General features: G+C 28.3%; 32 protein-coding genes. 8 read left to right on the plus strand and 24 right to left on the minus strand.

Annotated elements, in window-relative coordinates; translation table 11 throughout:
* Window positions 1-54: 54 nt before the first annotated feature.
* From JJ844_07760 to hisA, 12 genes are all read right to left on the minus strand, one after another.
* Complete coding sequence (locus JJ844_07760) at window positions 55-951, minus strand: phosphoribulokinase (protein ID MBO6975571.1); 897 nt, start codon at window positions 949-951, stop codon at window positions 55-57.
* Between the two features lie 88 nt (window positions 952-1,039).
* Window positions 1,040-2,113, minus strand: coding sequence for a 3-isopropylmalate dehydrogenase (gene leuB / locus JJ844_07765; GenBank protein MBO6975572.1), 1,074 nt, complete (start codon window positions 2,111-2,113; stop codon window positions 1,040-1,042).
* 28 nt (window positions 2,114-2,141) lie between these two features.
* Window positions 2,142-3,176 carry a UDP-3-O-(3-hydroxymyristoyl)glucosamine N-acyltransferase gene (gene lpxD / locus JJ844_07770; protein MBO6975573.1) on the minus strand — a complete coding sequence of 345 codons (1,035 nt, stop codon included), beginning with the start codon at window positions 3,174-3,176 and terminating at the stop codon, window positions 2,142-2,144.
* An 18-nt stretch (window positions 3,177-3,194) separates the two neighbouring features.
* A complete protein-coding gene (gene proB, locus JJ844_07775) occupies window positions 3,195-4,277 on the minus strand; it encodes a glutamate 5-kinase (protein ID MBO6975574.1) in 1,083 nt (360 codons plus the stop codon).
* A complete protein-coding gene (locus tag JJ844_07780) occupies window positions 4,274-4,768 on the minus strand; it encodes a YqeG family HAD IIIA-type phosphatase (GenBank protein MBO6975575.1) in 495 nt (164 codons plus the stop codon). The genes proB and JJ844_07780 overlap by 4 nt, the downstream gene beginning before the upstream one ends.
* Window positions 4,769-4,773: 5 nt before the next feature.
* Window positions 4,774-5,310, minus strand: coding sequence for a DUF3727 domain-containing protein (locus tag JJ844_07785; GenBank protein MBO6975576.1), 537 nt, complete (start codon window positions 5,308-5,310; stop codon window positions 4,774-4,776).
* Between the two features lie 25 nt (window positions 5,311-5,335).
* Window positions 5,336-5,797 carry a Holliday junction resolvase RuvX gene (gene ruvX / locus JJ844_07790; GenBank protein ID MBO6975577.1) on the minus strand — a complete coding sequence of 154 codons (462 nt, stop codon included), beginning with the start codon at window positions 5,795-5,797 and terminating at the stop codon, window positions 5,336-5,338.
* A complete protein-coding gene (locus JJ844_07795) occupies window positions 5,794-6,849 on the minus strand; it encodes a hypothetical protein (protein MBO6975578.1) in 1,056 nt (351 codons plus the stop codon). Before JJ844_07795 ends, ruvX begins: the two co-directional genes overlap by 4 nt.
* Complete coding sequence (locus tag JJ844_07800) at window positions 6,850-8,016, minus strand: hypothetical protein (GenBank protein ID MBO6975579.1); 1,167 nt, start codon at window positions 8,014-8,016, stop codon at window positions 6,850-6,852.
* A gap of 3 nt (window positions 8,017-8,019) precedes the next feature.
* Window positions 8,020-8,571, minus strand: coding sequence for a thylakoid membrane photosystem I accumulation factor (locus JJ844_07805; protein ID MBO6975580.1), 552 nt, complete (start codon window positions 8,569-8,571; stop codon window positions 8,020-8,022).
* A 14-nt stretch (window positions 8,572-8,585) separates the two neighbouring features.
* A complete protein-coding gene (locus tag JJ844_07810) occupies window positions 8,586-10,202 on the minus strand; it encodes a DUF3685 domain-containing protein (protein ID MBO6975581.1) in 1,617 nt (538 codons plus the stop codon).
* A gap of 80 nt (window positions 10,203-10,282) precedes the next feature.
* Window positions 10,283-11,050 carry a 1-(5-phosphoribosyl)-5-[(5-phosphoribosylamino)methylideneamino]imidazole-4-carboxamide isomerase gene (gene hisA / locus JJ844_07815; GenBank protein MBO6975582.1) on the minus strand — a complete coding sequence of 256 codons (768 nt, stop codon included), beginning with the start codon at window positions 11,048-11,050 and terminating at the stop codon, window positions 10,283-10,285.
* Window positions 11,051-11,142: 92 nt separating this feature from the next.
* Here hisA and JJ844_07820 point away from each other — a divergent pair, with 92 nt between their 5' ends.
* Window positions 11,143-12,063 (plus strand): NAD-dependent epimerase/dehydratase family protein, encoded by a 921-nt coding sequence (locus JJ844_07820; protein MBO6975583.1) that lies wholly within the window; start codon window positions 11,143-11,145, stop codon window positions 12,061-12,063.
* Here JJ844_07820 and pgsA read toward each other — a convergent pair.
* Window positions 12,037-12,576 carry a CDP-diacylglycerol--glycerol-3-phosphate 3-phosphatidyltransferase gene (gene pgsA / locus JJ844_07825; protein MBO6975584.1) on the minus strand — a complete coding sequence of 180 codons (540 nt, stop codon included), beginning with the start codon at window positions 12,574-12,576 and terminating at the stop codon, window positions 12,037-12,039. The two genes, JJ844_07820 and pgsA, sit on opposite strands and share 27 nt — an antisense overlap.
* Window positions 12,577-12,759: 183 nt before the next feature.
* On the opposite strand from pgsA, the gene JJ844_07830 reads away from it, so the two are divergent.
* Complete coding sequence (locus tag JJ844_07830) at window positions 12,760-13,371, plus strand: DUF296 domain-containing protein (GenBank protein MBO6975585.1); 612 nt, start codon at window positions 12,760-12,762, stop codon at window positions 13,369-13,371.
* A 10-nt stretch (window positions 13,372-13,381) separates the two neighbouring features.
* Here JJ844_07830 and JJ844_07835 read toward each other — a convergent pair whose 3' ends face one another.
* The 3 genes from JJ844_07835 to nth are packed head-to-tail and all read right to left on the minus strand — an operon-like array spanning window position 13,382 to window position 14,946.
* The gene (locus JJ844_07835) at window positions 13,382-13,570 is read right to left on the minus strand and encodes a hypothetical protein (GenBank protein MBO6975586.1); all 189 of its coding nucleotides are present in this window, start codon (window positions 13,568-13,570) and stop codon (window positions 13,382-13,384) included.
* Between the two features lie 26 nt (window positions 13,571-13,596).
* Window positions 13,597-14,256: an SDR family oxidoreductase gene (locus JJ844_07840; GenBank protein ID MBO6975587.1), complete on the minus strand. Its 660-nt coding sequence runs from the start codon at window positions 14,254-14,256 to the stop codon at window positions 13,597-13,599.
* A 36-nt stretch (window positions 14,257-14,292) separates the two neighbouring features.
* Window positions 14,293-14,946 (minus strand): endonuclease III, encoded by a 654-nt coding sequence (nth, locus tag JJ844_07845; GenBank protein ID MBO6975588.1) that lies wholly within the window; start codon window positions 14,944-14,946, stop codon window positions 14,293-14,295.
* A 95-nt stretch (window positions 14,947-15,041) separates the two neighbouring features.
* On the opposite strand from nth, the gene JJ844_07850 reads away from it, so the two are divergent.
* Together JJ844_07850 and JJ844_07855 are read left to right on the plus strand one after the other, a co-directional pair.
* On the plus strand, window positions 15,042-16,100 hold the full coding sequence (locus tag JJ844_07850) for an ABC transporter ATP-binding protein (protein ID MBO6975589.1): 1,059 nt from the start codon (window positions 15,042-15,044) through the stop codon (window positions 16,098-16,100).
* A 243-nt stretch (window positions 16,101-16,343) separates the two neighbouring features.
* Complete coding sequence (locus JJ844_07855; protein MBO6975590.1) at window positions 16,344-16,898, plus strand: ferritin; 555 nt, start codon at window positions 16,344-16,346, stop codon at window positions 16,896-16,898.
* Here the strand turns inward: JJ844_07855 and JJ844_07860 are convergent.
* Together JJ844_07860 and JJ844_07865 are read right to left on the minus strand one after the other, a co-directional pair.
* Window positions 16,884-17,174 carry a hypothetical protein gene (locus JJ844_07860; GenBank protein MBO6975591.1) on the minus strand — a complete coding sequence of 97 codons (291 nt, stop codon included), beginning with the start codon at window positions 17,172-17,174 and terminating at the stop codon, window positions 16,884-16,886. The two genes, JJ844_07855 and JJ844_07860, sit on opposite strands and share 15 nt — an antisense overlap.
* Before the next feature lie 4 nt (window positions 17,175-17,178).
* Window positions 17,179-17,766, minus strand: a complete 588-nt coding sequence (locus tag JJ844_07865) for a Crp/Fnr family transcriptional regulator (protein ID MBO6975592.1) — start codon at window positions 17,764-17,766, stop codon at window positions 17,179-17,181.
* 154 nt (window positions 17,767-17,920) lie between these two features.
* Between JJ844_07865 and JJ844_07870 the strand changes: the two genes are divergently transcribed.
* Window positions 17,921-18,109 (plus strand): hypothetical protein, encoded by a 189-nt coding sequence (locus JJ844_07870; GenBank protein ID MBO6975593.1) that lies wholly within the window; start codon window positions 17,921-17,923, stop codon window positions 18,107-18,109.
* Here JJ844_07870 and JJ844_07875 read toward each other — a convergent pair.
* The 3 genes from JJ844_07875 to JJ844_07885 form a co-directional block, all read right to left on the minus strand.
* A complete protein-coding gene (locus JJ844_07875; GenBank protein ID MBO6975594.1) occupies window positions 18,102-18,890 on the minus strand; it encodes an ABC transporter ATP-binding protein in 789 nt (262 codons plus the stop codon). The two genes, JJ844_07870 and JJ844_07875, sit on opposite strands and share 8 nt — an antisense overlap.
* 104 nt (window positions 18,891-18,994) lie before the next feature.
* A complete protein-coding gene (locus JJ844_07880) occupies window positions 18,995-20,317 on the minus strand; it encodes an aromatic ring-hydroxylating dioxygenase subunit alpha (GenBank protein MBO6975595.1) in 1,323 nt (440 codons plus the stop codon).
* A gap of 158 nt (window positions 20,318-20,475) precedes the next feature.
* A complete protein-coding gene (locus JJ844_07885) occupies window positions 20,476-20,670 on the minus strand; it encodes a hypothetical protein (GenBank protein ID MBO6975596.1) in 195 nt (64 codons plus the stop codon).
* Window positions 20,671-21,036: 366 nt separating this feature from the next.
* On the opposite strand from JJ844_07885, the gene JJ844_07890 reads away from it, so the two are divergent.
* Entirely contained in the window at window positions 21,037-21,378 is a 342-nt protein-coding gene (locus JJ844_07890; GenBank protein ID MBO6975597.1) for an RNA-binding protein, read from the plus strand.
* 20 nt (window positions 21,379-21,398) lie between these two features.
* Here the strand turns inward: JJ844_07890 and JJ844_07895 are convergent, their stop codons facing one another.
* The 3 genes from JJ844_07895 to JJ844_07905 all read right to left on the minus strand — a co-directional run bounded on the left by JJ844_07895 (window position 21,399) and on the right by JJ844_07905 (window position 22,501).
* Complete coding sequence (locus JJ844_07895; protein ID MBO6975598.1) at window positions 21,399-21,581, minus strand: hypothetical protein; 183 nt, start codon at window positions 21,579-21,581, stop codon at window positions 21,399-21,401.
* Window positions 21,582-21,955: 374 nt separating this feature from the next.
* Window positions 21,956-22,252, minus strand: coding sequence for a hypothetical protein (locus JJ844_07900; protein MBO6975599.1), 297 nt, complete (start codon window positions 22,250-22,252; stop codon window positions 21,956-21,958).
* 93 nt (window positions 22,253-22,345) lie between these two features.
* On the minus strand, window positions 22,346-22,501 hold the full coding sequence (locus JJ844_07905) for a hypothetical protein (protein MBO6975600.1): 156 nt from the start codon (window positions 22,499-22,501) through the stop codon (window positions 22,346-22,348).
* A 70-nt stretch (window positions 22,502-22,571) separates the two neighbouring features.
* Between JJ844_07905 and JJ844_07910 the strand changes: the two genes are divergently transcribed.
* Both JJ844_07910 and JJ844_07915 read left to right on the plus strand, forming a co-directional pair.
* Window positions 22,572-22,970, plus strand: a complete 399-nt coding sequence (locus JJ844_07910) for a hypothetical protein (GenBank protein MBO6975601.1) — start codon at window positions 22,572-22,574, stop codon at window positions 22,968-22,970.
* A gap of 126 nt (window positions 22,971-23,096) precedes the next feature.
* Window positions 23,097-23,411: a hypothetical protein gene (locus JJ844_07915; GenBank protein MBO6975602.1), complete on the plus strand. Its 315-nt coding sequence runs from the start codon at window positions 23,097-23,099 to the stop codon at window positions 23,409-23,411.
* Window positions 23,412-23,732 lie beyond the last annotated feature (321 nt).

Genomic DNA, 23,732 nt, shown 5'->3' on the forward strand with positions numbered 1-23,732 from the left:
ACTCCTCAAAATTAAAAAAGATAATTATTTGAGTTGATAATCGAAAATTAATTGTTATTTATTTTTCTCCTCAATCATTTTATGAATTATTGGAGTAAGAATTAGTTCCATTGCGAACCCCATTTTTCCACCATTTACAACGATACTTGTTGGACTTGACATAAATGAATCGTTAATCATGCCAAGCAAGTATTGAAAATCAATCCCCCATTTTTCTCTCGCCCCTTTCCTGAAATGTATGATTACAAAACTTTCATCAGGAGTTGGGATATTTCTGCAAATGAAGGGATTGGAAGTGTCAATTGTGGGAATTCTTTGGAAGTTAATATCGGTTTTGCTGAATTGTGGACAAATGTGATTTATATAATCAGGCATTCTTCTCAATATAGTATCCACAATTGTTTCTGCTGAGTAACCTCTTTCTGCATTATCTCTATGGATTTTTTGAATCCACTCTAAATTTGTAATCGGGACAACACCAACAAGTAAATCAGCATAAGATGCCACATCGTAGCCATCACCTTCTACTCCTCCATGCAAACCTTCATAAAAAAGTACGTCTGTTCCCTCAGGAATATCTTCCCAAGGAGTAAATTGCCCAGGTTCTAAGGATGTCCCAAGTCTTGTATTATGCTCTTCTGCTTCTTCAAGACTATGTAGATAATATCTTTTCTTTCCTCCTCCAGTTTCACCATAGATTTTAAAAAGTTCTTCTAGCTTGTCAAAAAGATTAGCCTCTGGACCAAAGTGAGAAAAATTTTCACCTTTTGAAAGAGCCTCTGCCATAGCTTTTTTCATAGGCATTCTTTCAAACCTGTGGTAACTATCACCTTCTACAACTGCGGGAACAATATCTTCTCTGGCAAAAATATGCTCAAAGGCTCTTTTTACTGTACTTGTTCCTGCTCCTGAAGATCCTGTTACAGCGACTACTGGATGACGTTTTGACATTTTTTAAAAACAATATTTAATGATTCTGACAGGTCATATGCCAACTTTATGTTTTACTTGAAAATATTTTTTTATTTATTAATTTTTTTTATATTTCTTCTATTATTTTATCTCCGATTTCACTACAAGATAAAACTTCAGAAGACTCATCAGCTAAATCGGCTGTTCTAAATCCGTTTGATAATACTTTATCAATAGCAGTTTCTAAATTTTCTGCCGCTTTTTCTTCTTTTAATCCAATTTTTAACATCATGGAAGCAGATAAAAGCATTGCAATAGGATTTGCAATATTTTTACCGGCTATATCAGGAGCTGATCCATGAACAGGTTCAAAAACTCCTGGACCATTGTTGTTTAGAGAAGCAGATGGAAGCATACCAATAGAGCCAGTTAACATTGCAGCTAAATCGCTTAAAATATCACCAAATAAATTACTAGTTAAAATCACATCAAATTGACTAGGATCTCTAACTAACTGCATTGCTGCATTATCAACGTACATATTGCTGAGAGATATATTTTTATCTTTTGAGGTGATATTTAAAACTGTATCTCTCCACAATTGACTAACCTCAAGAACGTTTGATTTATCAACAGAACATATTTTTTTATTTCTTTGGTTAGCAATTTTTATTGCAATTTCTGTTATTCTCTCTATTTCGGCCGAATCATAAACCATCGTATTGAAAGCTTTTGGGATTTTTGTATTTGTTATATGGCCTCTTGGTTTTCCAAAATAAATACCCCCTATTAATTCTCTTACAACAATAAGATCTACATTCTCAACGATTTCTTTTTTTAACGTACTTGCATCTAATAGAGATTTTCTTATTTTGACAGGCCTTATATTTGCGAAAAGGTTTAGAGCAGATCTTAACTTTAATAATCCACTTTCTGGTCTAAATTCTCTTTCAAGAGAGTCATATTTAATATCTCCAACACATGCTAAAAGTACAGCATCACTTTTTTTGCATTGATCTAGTGTCTCATCTGGAGCAGGAGTCCCATGTTTTTCAAAAGCTATCCCCCCAAATAATTTTTCAATTATCTCAATCTCAAAATTATGATTTTTTGAAAGCTTTTTTAAAACTTTTTTTGAAACTTCTGATATCTCTGGTCCAATTCCATCACCTGACAATAGAACAATCTTATATTTCTTCATTTAAATTTTTGTTTAATAGAACAATAAATTATTGCTTGTCTAATTGTCTAAGTTTTTTTGCTAATTCTGGTAATTTTTTAAAAATACTTGAACTCCTTAGCCATGATTTATTTCCCATCGCTGGGAAACCACTAATTACCTTGCCATCTTCTATGTCACAATGGATCCCGCATTTTGAACTGGCTATGACATTATTCCCAACTTTAACTCTATTATTAACTCCTACTTGCCCTGCCAAGATAACACCATCTCCAATATTTGCTCCTCCAGCGATACCAACTTGAGCTGCAAATGCGCAATTCTTACCAATCTTAACCCCATGACCTATTTGTACTAAATTATCCAACTTTGTTCCTACATCAATAAAAGTAAATCCTACTGCGGGCCTATCAATACAACAATTCGTTCCAATTTCTACAAAACTCATTATTTTAACACCACCTTTTTGAGGCATTTTTATCCATTTACCATCTTTAGGAATAAAACCAAATCCCTCTGATCCAATAACAGAATTTGAATTAATTACACAATTATTTTTTAAAGTGGTGTTTTCGTAAATAACACAATTTGGATGAATTATATTATTATCTCCTATTCGGACATTGCCTAAAATTGATGTGCCAGGAAGAATATGATTATTGTCACCAATTACAGTATTTGCTCCAATAAAGACATTTGGTCCAATATGGCAATCTGCTCCAATTATTGCTGTTTTATCAATAACTGCTGAATCGTGAATTCCTGGTTTGAAATTAATAGTTTTATATAAACAATTCAATACTTCTGCAAATGCAATTCTTGGATTTTTAACGATTATGTTTGATATGTTGAGTTTCTTAAGGGTACTAACGATTTCATCGTTGTTAGAAGTTATTATTGCTGATGCTTTAGTTTGATCTAATTTTTCTTTGAGAATATTATTTTCTTCTAAAAAAGATATTTGATGGTTAACTGCAGCATCAAATGAGGCAGCATTATCTATATGTAAATCTTCAAAAATATTGGCACTAATAAAATTTGAATTTCCTTTTTTTATTAGATCAACTAAATCACTTAAAAGCATTTTTCAGTTTTAATTTTTCTAGGAGAGAGCAAGAACATTCCTGTGCACGACAATTATCGAGGAGTTGTTATTTTCTTTATTATTCAAGATACTTCTTAATTTGTCGCTACTTATTGATACTAAACCTTTTGCAACTTCTTTATCATTTGTATTTACGATTTTAACTGCCTGATTAACCGTAAAGTTTCCCTCTACATTATTAACACCAACCGCTAAAACTGAGGCACCTTTTTTTTTAATTGCAAAAGAAGCTCCATCATCTAAAGTGATTTTCCCTACTGTTTGAATTGCATGTGAAAGCCAACTTTTTTTGTTTCCTATAGGCTTTTCCACTGGATAAAATAAAGTTCCAATTTTATTATCATAAAAAATTTCAATTAAGTTTTTTTTATTAGTTCCATCAACTAGTTGAACTTCAACTCCTCCTTTTGTGGCTATTTCTGCAGATATTAGTTTTGTAGAAATTCCTCCTGTTCCCCATTCATTATTTGAGTTTTGAATATTTTTATCTTTAATCTCTTTTAATTCACTATTATGAACTTCTTTAATAGGGTGAGCATCTTTACTATTACGCGGATCTTTTGAGTACAGATTTTCAATATCGGTTAGTAAAATAAGCTTGTTAGCGTTTATAGCTAAGGCAACTAAGGCAGAGAGGGTATCATTATCTCCATATTTAAGCTCTTCATTTGCTACAGTATCATTCTCATTTACTATCGGAATAACATTTAAATCGATTAATTTTTTTAAAGTTTTTGAAGCGTTATTGAAGGATTCTCGTGAATTGAAATCAGCTTTCGTGATCAAAATTTGAGCAATATTGTGACCTAATTTATTAAATACTTTATCGTATAAAGACATTAAATTAACTTGACCTACTGCAGCTGTAGCTTGAAGGGTACTTAAATCATTTGGTCTGGTTTTAATATTTAATTTTCGGCAACCTAATCCAACGGCTCCACTCGTTACTAAAATTAATTTATTTCCATTTGAGAGAAAATTTGTAAAGGATCTACAAAGAGTTTCAATAACTTCTTCAGTAGATGTTTCCTCTGTTCCTCTTAAAATACTAGTCCCAATTTTTATAACCCAAGTTTTCATTTGATAAAATGAGAAATTAATTTTTCTATTGTTAAAGTTAAATTAACTTTTATAGGCAATCCATCTTTCTTTAATTTCTTAACTAATATTGTTTTTATATTACATCTATTCCCAACAGCAATATCTGTAAAAATCCTGTCGCCAATAATTGCTATATTTTTTGGCTTGCTGCCAATTTCTTTGATAGCAGACAAAGTTACTTTTTTTCTTGGTTTTGATGCTTTGTATTTATATTTTAAATTTAATTCTTTCGCTATTTTCGCGATTCTTTTTTTTGATGGATTATTACTTATTAAATATAAGGAGAAAAGTTTTTTAGATTCTCTGATCCAATTTTTTACATCTCTTGGGATTATATTTGATTTTCTATTTACTAGAGTTCCATCCACATCTAGTAATAAAGAATGAATTTCTTTTTTTTGTAACTCAGATTGAGAAATCGCATATATTGGCAAATTTGAATCCCAATTGACTTTTAGGATAGATCTCATTTATTTTATCTACTATTTTTTTCAATCTCAGTTTCAATCAATGGTTGAATTTTATCGAACTCATCATCTTCCACTAATAAGGCACCTTTTTCTTTTAATTTACCCACAATGAAGAAAGGATCTAGTGGAATATATAAGCCATATTCTTGGTCGAAAAGATTAAAGTTAACAAGCAATTCATAACTCTCACTATCATCATCGACGTAATCTTCTTCTAATTCATCGTAAATTGGTTCTTCAAGTTCACCTGATACCGTTAATGTTACTGCTGATCTGATAAGTCTTAAATCATGTTCTTGAAGGACTGCCTCAGCATTTTTTAGTATTTGTTCATTTTTATCTATTTTCTCAATTAGTTCAGGTTCATCTTTTTCATTAATCTTGAAAAGACTTACTGGAGTATCAACTGGTGTTAATAAAGCATATTCTTGTCCTTCAACACTTACTAATTGTTCAAGATAACAAAATAGCTCGTTTCCATTTGAGTCATTTAATATTAGTGACTGGGCATTATGATTATCATTTGAGTTGTTTTCTTTCATTTAAAATTACCTATTCTTTATAATACTAATATTTTATCTTACGATTTCCAGCTAATTCTTCTAATTCAGGACCTTCTTCGATCCATTGTTCAAGTATTATTCTCGCTGAAAAACTATCAATCAATCCTGATTTATCTTTTTTAATTCCAAATCTATTTGAAGATTCCCAAGTTGAACTATGTTCGTTGACGTAAGAAAATGGAAGATTTAATTCATTTGAAAGTAACTGACCGTAATTTTTACAGTCAATAGCTTGAGGGGTCATTTTACCTTCTGCATCAAGTGGAAGACCAACAATAAAACCACACAAATTAAATTCATTTATATGATTTCTAATAATTTTAAGCTCTTGATTATTTTTAAACCTTTTTACTGCTGGAAGAATGTTTGATGTTATGCATAGGGGATCACAATAAGCCAATCCTATTCTTTTGGTGCCTACATCTAAACTCAAAATTGACCTAGGTTTGGGTTTGCAAAATTTCACTTTGTTTTTAATGGAGAAGGAGATGGATATGGATTCCCTTGTGGACCTAATTTTTCAAAGATTGATTCTAAAGATTGGTTTATTTTATTTACTTGTTTGGCTTCATTCTTAACTATTGTGTTCCTGATAAGAATAATTTCTTGATTTTTTTCTTTAAGTTCACATTCTTCGAGAAAAAGATTTAATTGAGAATTCTCTTTATAGGTTTTTAGATACGAAACAGGAGATTTTTTAAAAAATCTTTTTATAAATTCTTTTAAAATAGAGTTGAATCTCTTGTCCCAATATTTACTTATAGTTAAAGTATAAATTTCTTCATTTTGATAATTTATATCTTTTAAGATTGTACATAAAACAGAATTTTCATATATTAAGGCACCACTTTTAGAGTTCATTCTTTTAAGAATATCGTCTTGATCAAAATCTAAAATATTTCTTATTAGGGGCGATTGATTTGATCTTATGAAATTCACTATTTTTAGTATATTTTGTTGAGTAATGTTTTGGAATTCTCTTATTAATTCATATTCTTGGGCATTTTGTTTTATTGATTTATTTAGATCGCAGCCATCCCAAAGTATTATCTCTCCTAACGGTTGAAAGCCTAATTCTCTTGAGGTTGATATGAGGTCAACATTTTTTATATCAGCGTTAATTATCCAACTTGCAGTTTTGATGTCTTTTATTGAGATAGATTTTTTTATCAATCCTAAAGTTAATTGTTTATCTGTTAGAGAACACTCACTGCTAATTAACTTGGGGTTAGATATTTTTAAGCAAGTCTCTTTTTTGTTTAAAGGAAAAATATTCAAATAACCAATTATTTCGTTTCCTGATATAGCAATTATGCATTTATTTTTATTTTTCTTAAGATTATTTAAAAAACTTTTTAAGTCATCAAAGGTATTAATAATGGCCATCTTTAAGAACCAATTATTCAATTCCTTATTTTTCATATCTATTAAAAGGTTAATGTGCCGTATATGGAGTTCTTCATAAGTTACATCCATTCCTCTTTTAGATTGAAAAGAATTAGAGGTATCTTTTTTCATTTACATTTTTTCTCTTATTAACACTATAGGAGTTTTTTCATCTCCATTGCCAGCTGGATTAGATATTAAATTTCTTTTGAGAATTTTATTAACTCTTTTATTTGAACTGGCTAAAATTTTTACACCTCCAAGATCATTAACATCGACAACTGCAACATCTATATTTAGATATTTCGAAACCTCCTTACAAAATAAATCTGCATTAAGAGGACCCATTACTATACTTTTGTCGTAAGGTGTGACTGTACCACTTATATCATCAATGAGAGATGATTCTGAACCAGTTAATCTATAAAACATTCCTTTGATACCAATCAATTTAAAAATAAATCCAACAATTAATGCAAAGGTTATTCTTGACACTCCAATTCTATTTATTAATAATTGCATGCCGCAAGCTGTCGCGAGACTGCTTGTGGGGTGAAAAAAATAACATAAAGCTTTCGAAAATAGACTATATTCTAAATTCTGAGGGGAAATATATCTATTTTGCATTATCGCAAGTGGACTCTCACCTATTGTTAAAATGTCGTTTTTTTCTACCATTCCTTTACAGTATTCAATCACAGTATTGACTGGATCATCAAGGCAACCGAGTAAATCAGTTTTTATAGCAAAAGCATTATATTTATTATTTAATGGTATTTCAAAAACTTCTTTCGGTCTTTGTTTTTGACCATCTAAATTAATTAACAAACAATCCTTTTTATTTGAAATACCAAAATGTCCATAATTTTCCCAAAACACTTTTAACCATAGATATTTTATTTTTTTTCTGAAATTGTTATTGCTAAATTTATAGATGATTTTTATAAATAATTCTGAATTTGCCTTGATAATTTTTGTAGGCCAATAATTATTTAGATTTTTGAATTTATTTTTATCATATATATAAATATCTTCTTGATAGTTTAAGTTTTGACAAAATTCATTCCCTTTACTTTTAAAAAAATCCAATTCAAATTTTATATTAGTTACCATTGTCTCTTTGGTTTTACTTTTATTAGATATTTTTAAATCAATAATTAATTCGTTTAAACCATCTTTTTTTTTGATTTTGTAATTTATAGGTACCAGATTTAATTTTGATTTGGGAGAGTTTTTGATATATAAATCTGAAAGAATTAAAAAAATTAAAAGAACTAAGAGGATATTTATTAATATCATTTTTTAATTAATTTTTGTTTGTATTTTTTTTTCAGAAATGATACTATTGTATTCATTAAAACTTTCTACAGAAAATTCCGTATCTTTTATATCAATTCCTTTTAAATCTCCTATAACTTTGTTTAATTCATCGATATTAATCATTCCATTTTGATCATATTTAACTTCACCATCATTGTTAATAATAATGGTTTGTGGAATTAAACCGTTCCAATAATAATTAGGTTCATTTCTTAGTTCAGACTTTTCTTTATTTTGTAATTCATCAGTAGTTAGAGCAATAATATCTATATTATTTCTCCATATCAAATCTAAACCAGATATTATTGGAGCCATAGCTTTACTATCTGAGCTATCGTCAAGATAAAAAAATAAAACTGCGACTCTTTTATTTTTTAATGATTCCTGAAGAGTTGTCTGTGGAGGAACTATAGCCCCATTGCCTGCGTATATAGGAAAGATGTTGCCATCGTAACTATTAGAATCTCTAGAGGCATTTGCTTTATATGGACTTAAGAAAATAAATGCTATTAGGATCCATTGAATTATTTTCATTAAAGTTTAAAAACTTACTTTGAACTTGATCTTCCTAATCCTTGAAGGATCCCTTTACCCACTAAACCGATAGCTTTGCCAACGACCTTTGTAAGGAAAGTTACGAAAAGATTACCGATATATTTTACCGCAACTTCTAACTGCGGTGCTACGGCATCTCTTATCTCAACTAACAATGTAACTTGTTTTTGTAGCCATTCTAGATTCTCTAATTCTTTCTCTCTATTTTCATTTTTAAAGTAACGGGTAAATTTTTTATCGATAATATCAATATATTCTCGTTTACTCTCATACAAGTAGATAGGCATATAAATATAGTCATGCCAGCGATTGTAGTTATTAATATTATTTCTAAATCTTTCAAAATTTCTTGTTGATTGTAATTCGGGATTGATAAGTACAGTTCTTAATTCAGGCCAATAAGAACAAATATTAAAGATTTCAGAAGCTAATAAATTACAGTTTCTTATTATCCAATTTGAAATTATATTTTCAAGGATCAAAAACGATTCTGTTTCATATAAAGGGAGTAATCTTCCATCATAGTCAAGAGCTTCATTTTTAATAATTGGCTCAATAAACATTATTGATTCATGTGATTCTTTATCTATCTCTTCGCAACTAACCTCACTATAAATAAAATCATTTATTGAAATAGATTCGCTTCCTTTTTTTAATCGAAAATAGCTGTCTGTGATATTTGAAATTGTATTAACTTTTAGTTCTTTTATAAGAGAATTTAAATCATCTTTAAAATTATTTTCCTTATAGTTTTCCTTAATATTTTTTACTAAATTATCTAACTCATCTAACATTTTGCAAATTAGTCGTGAAATGAATTTTTTCTTTATCCCAGAGAGAATTATTGATGAATTATTAAATTCAACCTCTAAGTTAATTGCGCTATACCTTTCTTTTAGTCTATCTAAAATTAAATTCCATATTTCTGTAGTGTTTTTATCTTTAATGAATACAGTGTTCTTATTTTCAAGATTAATTTTATTTTCAGTGTAAAGTGCCTCTGTATAAAGTTCTAGCGAATCACCCCATAAAAAAATTAGAAAAGATTTTGCAGTAATAAGTTCTCTTAATCTTCCTTTTAAAATAAATTTATAAAATTCTGGTGTTGAATCAGAGTTGACATATTTGAATATATAATTAATTTCAGAATCTATTTGTTTAAGACCTGAAGTTAGAATTTTTTGACTAAAAGAGAGAGGCTTATTTTTGTTTAATTGAACGCGGGAATTATTTTCAATATCAAATACCCTGCCTCCCTTTAAAATGGTATGAATAGATTCAAGAACTTTTTCTGCGCTGGGATTTAAAAGAAAACCTTCAGCATTTAATGACGGAGGGGTATTTGTTTCATAAACAAGTTCGCCAGAGAAAACTATAAGAAACTTTGACTCATCATATCTTTCTCTTGATTTTAATAATTCTAACCTTATAAGATCTTCTGATTGGAAATTAAGAACATTCCATATAACTAAATCTGGAGTTTTATCAACTTTTCCATTATTAAAATTAATGTCTAAATTTTGGTCTAGTGATGTTAACTTAAGCGATAAAGATTCTGCTATTAAGCTTGGAGCAATGATCAATATCGATTTTTTTGAAATTAATTCCAAGACTAGATTTCTTATCTCTTATACAAAATTAACTAACAATTACTGCAAATACCACCCTTAAATCAATTTTTATAATCTATTTAAGCGTAGTAATTTCTGTTTAAATCAAAGTCATTTAATCTCTCTGATGACAATACATTATTCGCTTCTTTTATCGTGAATTTATTTTCATATAGAGCTTTACCTACAATTACTCCAAAGAGTCCAGAATTTTCAAATTTTACTAACGATAATAAATCAGAAATTGAACCAACACCTCCTGAGGCTATTACTGGAATATCTGTAATTTCAAGTATGCTTTTTATGAATTCTTCGTTTGTTCCTTCTAAAGTTCCATCTGTATTTATATCTGTAACAATAAAACTAGCAATTTTAAATGCAGAAAATTCCTTTACTAGATCTGTGGCAAAAATATTAGACTGCTCAAGCCAACCTCTTGTACTAACTTTTCCATCTTTTGCATCTATACCTACAATTATCCTTCCAGGAAATTTATTTGATAAGTCTTTAACTAATTCTCTATTTTCTATTGCAGAGGTCCCCATGATAACTTTCTCAATACCATAAGAAAATAATTGTTCTATCCTTTCTTGAGACCTTATCCCCCCACCTATTTGAATAGGTATGTTAACTGTTTTTGCAATCTTTTTTATTGATTTATCGTTGGATGGGGATCCAGTTTTTGCCGCATCCAAATCAACTATATGTATGTATTTTGCCCCTTCGCTTTCCCAAAATTTAGCTTGCTCATGAGGCTCTTTGGTGAAGTCTTTTCTTATATTAAAGTCACCTTTAAAAAGCCTTACACACTTACCATTCATTAAATCAATTGCTGGTATTAGGTCCATAGAATCATCCTTTTCATTAATTACTTATTAGTAGTACTATTCAATATGTAATTCTATTTAAGATTACTACTTCAGTTAAATATTTTTTGAATATGAAAATTCTTGTAATGGGTGGCACTAGATTTGTTGGCAAGTCTTTGGTTGGAAAGTTATTAAGTAAAAATTATGATATTGATATTTTCACGAGAGGTAATAAAAGTAATCCTGAAAAAACAAATTTAATTAAGGGTGATAGAAATAGTTTAGAAGATATCGTCAGGCTAAGAAATAAAAAGTATGATGTTGTTTATGATATTTCTGGAAGAGAGTTAGAACAAACCAAACTTCTCATAGAAAATCTCGATAACTCTTTCCAGAGATATATATATGTCAGCTCTGCAGGTGTTTATAAAGATAGTTGTGAACTACCCTTATCGGAAGTTGATCCAATTGATCCAGATAGTAGGCACAAAGGAAAGTTTGAGACAGAAAATTGGTTAAAAAACCAAAAAATTCCTTTTACAAGTTTTAGACCTACTTATATCTATGGACCAGGAAATTACAATAAAATTGAAAATTGGTTTTTTGAAAGGTTATTTACTAAAAAATCTATACCAATACCTGGTGACGGGTCTTTAATTACTCAGCTAGGCCATGTTTCTGATCTAACTGATGTAATGATTAGGTGCATGAATTTTGAAAATTCTAAAAATAATATTTACAACTGTTCAGGTGAAAAAGGTGTAACAATCAAGGGTTTAATTTATTTTTGTGCGAATGTTCTTGGATTAAAGCAAAATGAGATTTCTTTAAGAAAATTTGATTATCAAAAATTAGATCCTAAATCTCGAAAGGGATTTCCAATTAGATTAAATCATTATCAGACTGATATTTCTAAGATTAAACGAGATTTGGAGTGGGTTCCAAATTTTGATTTACTTAAAGGTTTAAAGGATAGTTTTGTGAAAGATTTTAATAATAAAAGGAGTGATGAGTTTGATGAAAATTCAGATCATATTCTTTTTAATTCTTAAATAGCCTAATAAAGTCACAAAAGTCAGGATGAATCCTAACCAATAAAAAATTAAAGCCAAATTATTCAATAAGCTTATTTTTAATGGTGTAAAGAAGATGATAACTGAAATAAAAAAGAAAAATGTTTTAAATTTACCCAACATAGATGCAGGTAAACCGTCTTTTGTAGAGTTTCTTAGGCTAGAGATAATTAATTCTCTAAATAAAATTAATGACAAAGACCAAAAGGGTATTATATTATTTTTACAAAGGAATGTTAAAGGAATTAAATAGAATACTTTATCGCTTAAGGGATCAAGGATTGTTCCTAATCTGGTTTTAAGATTAAATTTCCTTGCAATTAAACCGTCAAAATAATCAGTTAAAACTCCAATAATAATCAATATAAAGACATAAAAAGGTCTGTTAATTTCTAAAAAAAGTATTAATGGAAATACAAGGAAAAGGCGAGATATTGATAATAAGTTGGGAATATTCAATGCCAAATTTTTAAGATTTTTTCTTAATAACAAATTATTTTTTGTATATAAAAAATATATTACACTCTCAACAAGCTTAAAGTTTTAGTGAAAATTTAAATGTTTTTTAATACTATTTTCTAAAATTTTATCTAAATCTGATTCCTAAAGATTATAAACTCAACTTCTCTTTATGATTGATGATGTTTTATATTACAAAATTATTCCTTATATCTAATGCAGCCTCATAGCCTAAAGCTATCTCCAGAATCTGATTTGATAAATTCAATTAAAGAATATTCTTTATCGAATAATTTATACGGGTATGTTTCTGGAGTGGTTGGTAATCTTAGAACAGTTTGTATTCAATGCCCAGGAAATCAAGAGATAAATAAATTTGAGGGAAATCTAGAGATAGTTTCTTTAAATGGACATTTTAATAAAGGAGATGTTCATTTACATTTGAGTTTTGCAGATGAGGGATGTAATGTCTTTGGCGGGCATCTTGAACAGGGATGTATTGTAAAAAAAGGTACTGATATATTATTACTTTCTTTTGAACAAAAAATTATTAATATCTCAAGTAATGATTTAATAAAAAATGAATCACGTGTAAAAGCATATATTTTAAAGGATTGTCCTTGGTCTAAAAGAGCAATTAGGTTGCTTAATTCTTTATCTATCCCTCATGAAGTTATTTTAATAGACAATGATAAGAGCTTTCAAAAGATAATGTCTCAAAGTAGCCATAATACTTTCCCTCAAATATTTTTGGATAATAAATTTTTTGGAGGATATGATGAACTTTCAGAACAAGCAAAATTGGATCACTTAAGTTCATTTAAGTAATCTAAATTCTTTAACTTCCACGATTAGTAAGCTTTTCAGCAACTAATTCGTCCTCTAACTGCTTTATTAATCTTGATACAAGACTTTGAAATTCTGGTTGACAGCCTTTAAATGCAGCTTTATGTCTTATTGGCTCATTTCTAGTTCTTAAATCAGTAAGCATTAATTGTAATGCGTCAATTTTGGGATTTATCTTCATAGTTTTATTTTATATACTTACATCTTTTAAATCATTTGCATAGCTTTTTTAAAAGATATCTTTTTATTATCATTTGAACTTGTTACTTCTATTAATTTATTTATTGATTCTTTGTTTTTTAAAGAATCCATGCAACATTGTGCTACTAATCTTCTTGGGATTGATCCATTAATTTGAGTATTCTCCTTTGAATAATTTATATTTTCTGATTTAATATCTTCATTCTCCTTTAATCCTCCAGGTCTAATTATAGTCCATTCGAAATTTGAATTTCGTAGAGAGTCTTCACCTATTTTCTTCCAAATAAGAATTAAACCAAATAAGTTTAATGGGTGAAATAACTTTCCAGTACAGAGTGAACTTATTAATATAACTCTTTTGATACCGACTCTTTTGCAACTTTCCAATTGCCTGTATACCCCTAATGCATCAACCTTTGCAGGACCGGTTAAATCTAATGATGCTCTAGCACCAGTAGCAATTACCAAAGCGTCAATATCTTTAAATGCTTTATCAAGTTCTTTCTTATTATCTAACGAAACTCTGATTGTTTCTAAACTCTTTAGACCTTCTGAAACTTTTGAATTCTTTCTAATAATTTGCCTAACTTTATATCCTTTCTTAACTGCCTCTTCAGAAATTCTATAACCTGTTTTCCCTGATGCACCAGTAATCGCTATTTTCATGATTTAAAAAACTAATAAAATTATTATATTAATTTCTTAGGGTTTTTTACATATAAATTTCTTTTTTCTTCTTGGGTAAAGAGTACGACATAAGTAACATTTTGTTCCATCACAGCCTCTTGCTGTGCAGTATTCTCTGCCATAAAAAATTATTTGTAAATGCAAGGTATTCCAATCATTAACGGGGAATATTTTTTTTAGGTCTTTTTCTGTTTGGACTACGCTATCTCCATTTGAAAGACCCCATCTTTGTGACAACCTGTGTATGTGAGTATCTACTGGGAATGAGGGAATTTTAAACACTTGAGACATTACAACTGATGCTGTTTTATGACCTACCCCTGGAAGAGATTCAAGTTTCTCAAAAGAATCTGGGACCATACCATTATGCTTCTCAATCAATAGTTTAGATAAGTTATAGATGTTCTTTGATTTTTGATTAGATAGACCTAAAAATTTTATGTATTCATAAATGCCTTTAATACCAAGCTTCATCATCTTTTCTGGATTATCTGCAACCTTAAATAAGCTTTTTGTTAATTCATTAACTTTTTTATCTGTTGATTGAGCGCTTAAAACTACGGCAACTAGAAGTGTATATGCATTTGTATGATCAAGTGGTATTGGAGGCGATGGATATAGCTTTTTAAGTTCATTTCTTATTATTTCTGCTCTTTCTGACTTTCTCATTAAATTTAACAATTGAATGGTGTATAAAATTATACAAGAGTTATTTTAGGTGAATATTTTCTGCTAATTTAAAATATTTAAATAAGAAGAACTTAGTGAAAAATGATGCGTTAATAATTGATGATCTGCATCATAAATATGATAAGCGAGAATATTCAAATTGGATATTAAACGAAATTAACTTGAAAATTGAAAATGGCGAATTGTTAGGTTTGCTTGGTCCTTCTGGTTGCGGAAAAACTACTCTTTTGAGATTAATCGCGGGATTCGAGTATCCCTCTAAAGGGAGAATATCTCTGAATGATAAGGAAATTTCAACCAGGAAAAAAATTCTTAGTCCTGAGAAAAGAAATATTGGTATGGTTTTTCAAGACTATGCACTTTTCCCTCACTTAACTGTTTTGGAAAATGTAATGTTTGGTTTGAAAAACAAAAAAAACAGATCTAGAGTTGATTATTTACTAAATGTTGTTGGTCTTGATAGTTTTGTTGGAAGGTACCCACATGAATTGTCTGGAGGCCAAAAACAAAGACTCGCAATTGCGAGAGCTCTTGCACCAGGTACAAATTTTATTTTATTAGATGAACCTTTTTGTAGTCTTGATATGCATGTCAAACTAAAATTGAGAAGTGAACTCCCTAATATTCTAAAAGGTTGTAATGCAAGCGGATTGATGGTTACTCATGATCCGGAAGAAGCTATGTCAATTTGTGACAAAGTCGCCGTTATGAATGAAGGGAAAATTCATCAAATTGATACACCAATTAACCTTCTAAATAATCCTAAGACCATATTTGTTAGTAGTTTTATTTTGGGTAATAATATTATTAATCTCAAAAAAAATGGTAATTCATATATTTCTTGTTTAGGTGAAATAAATAATTCAGGCTTTTTGAAAAATACTAGCATCAAAAGCATGTCGATTTCGCCTAAATTTATTTCAATTAAAAGATCAGAATCTGGCAATGCGAATGTAATATCTAAAGAATTTCTTGGAGAATATCTTATCTATAAAGTATCTATTAACGAAAACATATTGAGGGTTAGAACTAATATTAATAATCTCTTAAATAATGGTGATAAATGTTCTCTATCTATAAATAAAAATAGTTACTATTTTTTATATCCTGGTGCACATAAGGTATATTTATAAACTTTATTTATAAGCAATTACACTTGCCACCCTTCCAATTAGAACATTTTTTCTTTTTACATTTCTTTTTTTTATTTAAATATATTTTATTAGTTAATAGCAGTTCAGAAAAACTGTACTCTAAATTCATTTATAGTATTGCGATTGATTTTCATTATCATATTATTTAATTTATTTTAAAGGATTAATTAATTACTAATTTATACAAAATGTTGTATTATTTATGTAGTTTCTTTTTTGAAAATGAATGAAAATAATTTAAAAACAAAGAAATTAATTAATTTTGGTCCATCTGGAAGAGCTGTTGCTCAACCTATAGACAAAAGTTTATTGGACAACTTTTTTGAACATCTAACGATGGAAAGATACGCCAATGTTCAATATTTTTCTATGTATCTTTGGTTTCAAGAACGTGATTTAAATGGATTTGCTTCTTATTTTCTAAGTGAATCACAAGGTGAAATGGAACATGCTCAGAAATTTGCAGATTATTTAATCGCTAGAGGACAAAGTGTAAAATTAGATGAAATTTCTTCCCCCGTCCAAACATGGGATTCAATAGAGGATCTGATTTCTTATTCTTTCAACATGGAGGCTGATCTAACTTCATCTCTGCAACAACTTTATTCGATTTCAGAAAGAATTTCAGATACAAGAACCAACGTATTTTTAGATCCAATCATAGATGCTCAAACAAAATCAGAAGATGAATTCGCAAACATACTTGGCAAAGTTAAGTTTGCGTCTAATCAACCTTCTGCAATCTTATTGATAGATAGTGATTTAAAGAAAAAATAAATTACTCTCAAATTTATGTTCATTCAATGTCCTCTTGGTTATTTCAATAAGTAAATTAGAGAAGTTGATTTTCTCATTATTTTTTTTATTTAAGAGCTCAGCTATTTTATAAATCTCATTAACTCTGTTAAAAATATTTTTGTTTTCAGAAAATAACCTTTCCTTCAATGATTTATTTTCGGTAGTTTTGTAAGACTGTTTTATATTTCTGAGTCTATTTGATAAAACTTCTACTTCCATTAACAAGTTGTTAGTAAGCGATTGTGATTCGTTCATCTTTTTATAGGGGTGATGTTTCAATAAAAGAAGGTGCAACACTGACTGTTTGGGTTCCAATAGGAGCTATTAATAACTCAGATGATCTTAATTTAGAAATTAATCTTGTTGATGTTACACGTGTAGAACCGATTAATTCACCAATCCTTTCGTGAGTAAGCCTAAAAGGTAATTCACACCATTTCCCACATCTTCTGCCTAAACGATTTACAAGTATTGAAAACAATGCTTGTAATCGCTGTTCTGCATTGCCTAAATGTCTAATCCTAAGGAGTTGTAAAGTCCATTCATTTACTGCATCAAAACCAATATTCTCATCAATATTTACATTGCTATGAAATGACAAATCTGTTAATGCTTCAACACAGACACCATCGCTACATAAAAGGTCCGTTCTTAATTGATCACCTGATTGTAAAAATGCAAGTGTCATACCCTCAGTTTCTTCACAAGGGCAATAAACTCTAGCAATTCCACTTTCAACTTCAAGGCATGTGCCTTTTGGTCTTGATGAAGGGTCTATTAAAACGGATTGTCCAGTTATTATTCTTACTGATTTTGAAGGAGATTCTCCATAAATATGGAAATTCATTAATTTAATTTTGATAATGAGAATTATTATCAATTATGCACTAAAAAAACACTTATTGCAATAGATTCTCATTATCAAAATAATTTTGAAGTTTTTCTTTACATAGTATTTAGCAATATAATTTAAATAGAATCGTTAAATACTTAATTTATAGATGAGTGTAAAAAGAGTTTGTTTTAAATGTGGAAGTTCTTCATTCGTTTCAGATCGATCTTTAGGAGGTAAGATTGTGTGCTCTAAATGTGGATCTTCTTCATTTACCAATAAATCCTCTTCATTTTTTAAAAGAAAAAAATTAGTATTTCTTGCAATTGCGATAGCTGTTTTTATAATTGTTATTTAGGTAATCTGCTTATGCTCCAAAGTCCATTATTTTTAGTTACTTCTGCTTTAATACCATATAAATTATTAAGATTTTCACTATTTATAACCTTATTTTGATTCCCATCAGCGATTATTTTGCCATTTTTTAGCATTATGACCCGGTCATAAATTTTTGTTATCATTGAAATATCATGAGTTACGCATAATATTTTGGTATTTAATTTTGATAATTCATTAATCTTATCAACTACAAAAAACTTTGATTTATAATCCAAATTTGCAATTGGTTCATCTAAGATTAATATATCTGGTTTTTTGATTAACGCTCTTGCAATAAGTGTAATTTGTTTTTCTCCATCTGATAAGTGGGAAAAATTTTTTTTAGATAAATTTGATATATTCATATTTTTTATGATATTTTCCACCATATAAATATCTCTTTCAGATTTATTTGTTATGTAACAATATTTTCCATATAGTCCACTTAAAATTAAATCAAAAATTTTTAGATTTGGATTTATTCTGTTTTTAATATCATTATTTACAGTGCTTATTCTTTTTCGTAGTTCCCATAAATTTATAAGTTCTTTGTCAAATATTTTCAATTGAGATTCAATAGTTATTACTGGGTAAATGTTTCTATTAATTACTTCTATTAATGATGATTTACCTGATCCATTAGGTCCAATTAAAATTACATTCTCTGAATACTTTAAATTTATATTTAGATCCTTAATTACTTTAGAATTACCCTTAAAACAATTTATATTTTTTGCCTCAAACCAAAATTCATTAACCACTAAAACTTATTGCTCCAGAATACAATCAGTTGAATTGAGCTTAAAATAAATATAAATAGATACAGCCAATTTAACCATGAAGGTCTATTTACTTTCTTCATAAATTATATTATTAACATAAAAAATATTAGTGGAGCAGCAAATCTTACAAATGTTTTTCTAATAATATCTATATTATTTATGATTTCTAACTTCTTTATCTCAGGTGGATATTTCAGTATTACTTTGTCGTATACATCGAGATTTTGAGTTTTATTAATAATTTTCCATGGTTCATCTTTATCTTCAGACTTCTTGTACCATTTCCAAAAATAATTTATTATTCTGTCTTCTCCCAATAATTTTATTTCATCATTATTTATAAATCCCATATCGTGATTATATGTTTGTGTTTTTAAAATCATATAATCCTCATCGAATATCTTATAAAAAATCTTTCTTTGAGTCTCTTTAAATAATAAGAGGTTATTAAGAAGTTTATTTTGTAGAAATTTCCTATAGTGTCTTACTATTACTCTTGCTTTGTTGTTTCCTAGAGGAATATGATCTAAAACTTGCAAATATCTTGATGAGGAAGGATCGCCTTTGTAAATTAATATCCTTCCTGGAGGTATATACTTTATCCGGATAAATTCTTTTGTAGGATCATTCTTGTAATAATAAATACTTTCAATGTATTTGGGATTAATATTAATTTTCTGGTTAAAACTAACTAGTACATTTTTATTAACATCTTTATCAGGGATTGTATCGCCATGAACCCAAAAGATATGAAGGATATCCAAGTGATTTTCAATAATCCTTGACCAATCACATTTGAAGTCAACTAATACCTCCTCAAAGACATAATCCTTGTGTGAAAACCCATTTTCATATAATAGGTAGTTACTTATAGGTGTATCTTCACTTATATTATTTAAATCAGTCTCAGATTTTTTAGAAAAATGTACAAAAATATATCCATTTTTTTCTGAAGTCTTGTATTGAGATAAATGAATTCTTTTGGCGTAGTTATCGTAATTATTATCAACTATATGGCTACATGTTATTCTGTCTAGATTTTGGCAACTTCCCCCAGATGAAAACTTAGCTCCGTGATAAGGGCAGGTTATTACTCCATCTGATAATGTCCCTCCAAAGAAGGAGGCCCCTCTATGTGGACAAATATTTTTAATGCACCTGACGTTTTGATTTTCATCTCTATAAAGAACAAGTGGCTCATCGTAGAGCGAAAAGTAATATAGCTTATTTTTTTTTAGTTCCTTAGAGGGACAAATTGCATACCAACCAAATAAACCTATCTTTAATTCTTTTTGATTTTCTCTAATATCAAACGAGTCAATTTTTACTACCGTTCCTTTTTTAAATGGCTTAAGAGCGGTATTAAAGTCTTTTGATTTAAAAAAATTAATTTGTCTGTTTTCCATAAATTAATTTCTTTTTTTAAATGACTGTTTATCTTTCGGAACTATAACCCAAGTAAATAATCAATTTCTTATAAAAAGAAAATTCTCTATTATTTGTAGCAATAATTATGTAGTTATTGAAAAATATTGAATATCTGTCGTACCTATGTATATTTATTTCATGTTTTTTGTATCTTTTGTGATTCTTTCAAATTTTTAATGTAATCAATAGCATCATCAATATTTTTGTGGAAATTGCACTGACCCAAATAACAACCTATAAATCTTAAGAATTTTCTCTTGCCTCCACTAATTTCATATCTATGTATTGTTCCGCCATCTATAGGAGCATAAATAAGTTCTGGTAAAGCCATATTAAATTTGTATTTAGAACTTAATTAAACAATAATTCATGTTCAAATACATTTCCATAGCTCAATCCATATATTTAATAATTAATTTATTTATTTTTAGATAATTATTTATTGAATACCAAACTATTATTTGTTATTTATTAATTACTGATATAGATTTTTATTATGCCGAAAGCATTTAGGCGTTTTTTAAAAAAACTACCAAAAAAAATTCAAACTTTAAAATACTCATTTAGAGAGTTTTTATCTTCCAAAATGTAAAATAGCTATTATGGTTAACAATTTTTTAATTTCTATATTTTTAAGAAAACATAGTCGGCAGAGTTAAATTCTAAACTATATTAAACTTGCAATTTATGAAATATTATGATCAAAAGAGTTTTTACGATATTTATTTTAACTTTGCTTTTTCTTTTAAGTAGTCCGGTTTACTCATTAGATACTTCTTCTAAAAATCTAGAAAATTATACTAAAAAGATTTCTAATAAGTTCACTAGAACTTACTGCAATACTTACAAATTCGGTATTTCTGATGAAGGAGCTTTGAAATTTGCTATTGGAGAGACTAATAAGGAATTTAAAAATAATAAACTCAATAAGTTGATAGATTATTCTCTTTTAAAAAATTCAATAGTTAATGATTTAGAAAATAATTGCCAAGTTTATGATTTTGCTACTAGTAGTTTAGAAAATTTAAAATTTAACTAAAAAATTTAAATTACTAAGTCTTATTTTTTACCTATCCAATCATTGGGTTTCTCCATCATCCATTCGAAAACTCCCTTAGCATCGAGGTTTTTAGATGCATAAACGAACAAAATTGGAAATATTAAAATTACTGCTCCAATAACTGCTAACTCTATTTTACCTATTCCCATCTCAGTAACTGTTAAGGCAAAATAATTAATCATTATCTTTATTAAATTAAAATTTATATCTACTTAATTTATAAAAATTTCTTGATTCTTTCACTTTTTTACAAAAAATCTTAATTGTTTATAGCTAAGGATATTTGTATAAAGTACCTATTTTATTGATGCAGACTTTTTAATAATTTAAATATTATGCTTCTATTTGATGGTTATGAACCATGAAATTATTTTTTTCAGTCCCATAATTGCATTATTGATGGGATTAATAGTTTTTAAAATTTTAAAAAAAAGAAAGAGATCAGCTAAAAGTATTTATAAATTAATAGATGATTTAGAGAAAAAATATATATATTAATTAATAGATGATTTAGAGAAAAAAATATATATATATTAATCTTTTTCGTAAAAAAAGATTAATCAAACTCTATACCAACCTCTTCTTTTAAATCTCTCTCCAAATCTGGAAGATGAGGTTCAACCCAATGATCTTTGTTATCAATACCAGCTGCATTGACATAATTCATAATGTGTTGATCCACTTGCTTGTAGAGATCATGCAAATTTAAATCCATACGAATATCATGAGCAATTTCAGAGACTTGTTTTTCTGTTAGACAATGATCTGGATGAAGTAAATCACAACATGGAATTCTCTTCTCAATCAATTCATTTAGATTGATTTTTATTTCGTAATCTTGATGGACAGTCATTGATTCTATATCTTTATTATCATTCTAATTATGTTTAAGGTTTTGTATATCTTTAGTCAAGAAACAAAGTTCTTAAGGACCTATAAAGTAATTTTATATAAATAGATCTTCCAAGTCTTTATGCAGATCATCATTCTCTTCTTGTTTTTCTGAAAGGACATTGTAATCCAGTGAAAGTTCTTTTTTTGATGTGTAGAAAAGATATCCAAGGAATCCTAAAAGTAAGGTTGTAGGTAAGATCATTAGCATTTAATTGACTTATAATGAATATAGTGCAACACTTATTACAGTCAAGTGCTGAACTTTAATTAATTTTTAGATGCCTACCAAGAAAAAAAGAGTTGGTTTCATTCCTAGAGAAGATGTTATGAAAATAATTGACAAGTTGAGCATAGAGAACAATTTAAGTAATTCAAAAATAATAAGTATTTTGGTGGAGGAAGCACTTTCTGTAAGAGGTATATTTAATAAAAAAAATGGAAAAGAAACTCAATCATTTCCAGGGAATTATGATCATTTAAAAAACTTACCGGATAATTCTGGTGACTTTATAGGTAATACAAAACTCTCAATTGATACTAAATTAGATCATCGTTTTAATTCTAGTAAATTACCCCATTTTAATGAGGTAAATCAGGAGAATTTTGACTTGCAAACTTATAAAAAGTTTTTATCATTCCTTAAATTTCAGGAAATGATGAATAAATATAACACTTAAAAAGTGTTGCTAAGTGCTGTACTGTGCGTTAAATTTTATTTGTATTTATTGGAGATTTGCATATTAGAAATTATTTATAACCATTTCAAAACTTAAGTTCAATTTATCACTAAAATATTTATTCCTATGCATTCATCTCTCCCAGTTTTATCTGTAAATCTACTCCCTCCAGAAAAGTTATATTGTAATTTTAGTTATTGGAGTTCTTTGTTCTCTCAAGATATGCAAATTTTGTGGGATAGAGCGCATGGAGTACCTTTAGAAAAACTGCCAAAAGGAGTTTCTGATATGATTTTCCCTTATTTATTGCTTGCACTTTCAGACTATAAGACTTCTCAAATTAATAAAATGAATGGAATAGGATTAGACAATCTATTAAGCCTTTGGTTTGATAAGTACTTATTAAATAAAAATGGTTACTTTGAGCTAATTAAAAAATAAGTTTTAAATTAGCTTATTTAATATCAAATTTCATTTATACAAAAATTTATTGCCTTTAATAATTTTTAAGTGTTTCTTTTATAGATGGCGCACATCAATAGTCATGCTATTAATAAATTAAATGGTTTGATGATCATTTCTTTAAATTTCTTTTTAGCAAGTATGTTTATTGTCGTTTTGATAATCTTAATAAGAAGAGATATAAAATTAAGAAAGGCAAGATAAATGAAAATGAATTCAAAGTTTCTGAGCTTGGTATTAAATCTATTATTTTGTTTGTTTATATTTATTATTTGAATTTTTTAGTCTTTATTCATTAAT

Origin of the sequence: Prochlorococcus marinus CUG1435 (genome assembly GCA_017644375.1) — a bacterium.
Lineage (GTDB): Bacteria > Cyanobacteriota > Cyanobacteriia > PCC-6307 > Cyanobiaceae > Prochlorococcus_A > Prochlorococcus_A marinus_AH.